The organism is Weizmannia acidilactici (assembly GCF_008974185.1).
GTDB lineage: Bacteria > Bacillota > Bacilli > Bacillales > Bacillaceae_C > Weizmannia > Weizmannia acidilactici.
The window spans coordinates 1-1715 of the sequence record NZ_BKZP01000075.1; the positions used below are offsets into that span (position 1 = coordinate 1).

The following is a 1715-nucleotide window of genomic DNA, read 5'->3' on the forward strand; positions in this document are numbered from 1 at the left end:
CAGCTCTGAGGAGTAAAAATTTTTCGTGATAATTTAACTATCCCCCCCAAAAACGCGGCTAAATATGTAATAATTTAAATAATTAGAGCTTGCTGGACGAATATTTTGGCATGGCTTAGTGACAAGTCGAATACAAGCTAAAATTTGATTCGTTCAGCAAGCCCTAATTAAACTTGGCTGTTTTGAGGAGGTTTTTATTTTGGTTACCAGAAAAGAAAAAAGAAATCGTGAAAAAGAAGCAAATTATTTTTTCGAGTTCCTTAAAATTCAGAAGCATTTTTTCAAAGACCTGATGAATAACCTAAAAAAGGTAGCAGACCACCGACATCAAAGCTATATCACTTATGGTCCAGAGGTCCTTTTATTTACGATAATGTTGAAAAATATGACCGGCCTAAAATCCATGAGAAACATGAGTGAGAGTTTTAATAAAGAAGAATGTATTAAAAATGTAGGGAAGGTGTTAGGCTTAGATTCTCTTGAAGAACTTCCACATTATGATACAATTAACGACTTTTTATCTGGCTTAGATGTAAATGAATTAGAAAAAATTAGAACGTATATGATTAAAGAATTATTGAAAAAAAGGTCTCTCGAGTCTTATCGAATTGAAGGAAAGTACTGGGGTGTCATCATTGATGGAACTGGATTACACACCTTTCATGAGAAACATTGTAAACACTGCCTGAGACGGGCATATACAAATAAAGAAACAGGAGAAACGAACGTACTTTATATGCACCATGTACTTGAAGCCAAGCTTGTCGTGGGGGATATGGTCTTCAGTATTGCCTCCGAATTTATCGAAAATGAATCAGAAAATGTTTCTAAGCAAGATTGTGAATTAAAAGCCTTCGACAGGCTGGCAAAGAAAATAAAAAAAATATTTAAAAGACTACCGATTTGTATCTTGGGAGATAGTCTCTATGCATGTGAAACGGTATTTAATCTGTGCAGGGCGCACAAATGGAAATATATATGCAGATTTAAGGAAGGGAGAATTAAAAGTATCTCGACGGAGTTTAAGGCAATAAAAGAGCTGGAACAAAGTAAGGATCAGAATTCATTAGTTTGGGTGAATGATATTGCCTACAAAGACAGAACGGTCAATCTGATGGAGGCCACAATGAAAACAGAGGATGGGAAATCGAAAGAGTATGTATTTATAACGGATATTAAAATCACGAAAAAGAACGTGGAACGACTCATCGCTGCAGGAAGAAGCCGCTGGAAGATTGAAAATCAAGGATTTAACGAACAAAAAAATAATCGTTACAATATAGAACATGCCAATAGCCAAAACTACACAGCCATGAAAAATCATTATTTATTAGTTCAAATAACAGATATTATTAGACAGCTGTTTGAAAAAGGTTCGTCAATCTTAAAAGCACTCAAAAAAACGGCAAAAGAAAAATCCTCAAATCTGTTGGAATCGTTTCGGACACGCATTTTAACAGACGAGGATTTCACCCATTTAAGTAAGCCAATACAAGTAAGGTTTACTTAATGGTTATATTATAGCAAAGGATGTGATGTAAAAAAAGGTTTTTTTGAAGTTATCCACAATTTTAAAAAAGAAATTTGCAAATTCGGCTCTTTTTGGCTTTGAAAGCAGAAAAAATAGATGGAAAAATTTTCTAAATGTGGATAAGTCATTTTATCATAAAACATCTAAAAATTGATGAATTTACTCTTCAGAACTGGCATGAGTT

At 33.8% G+C, this 1715-nt stretch carries 1 protein-coding gene; it reads left to right on the forward strand.

Annotation, left to right across the window (positions count from 1 at the left end; translation table 11 throughout):
* The first annotated feature begins 199 nt into the window (after positions 1-199).
* The gene (locus BpJC4_RS15700; protein WP_151698185.1) at positions 200-1510 is read left to right on the forward strand and encodes a transposase; all 1311 of its coding nucleotides are present in this window, start codon (positions 200-202) and stop codon (positions 1508-1510) included.
* Positions 1511-1715 lie beyond the last annotated feature (205 nt).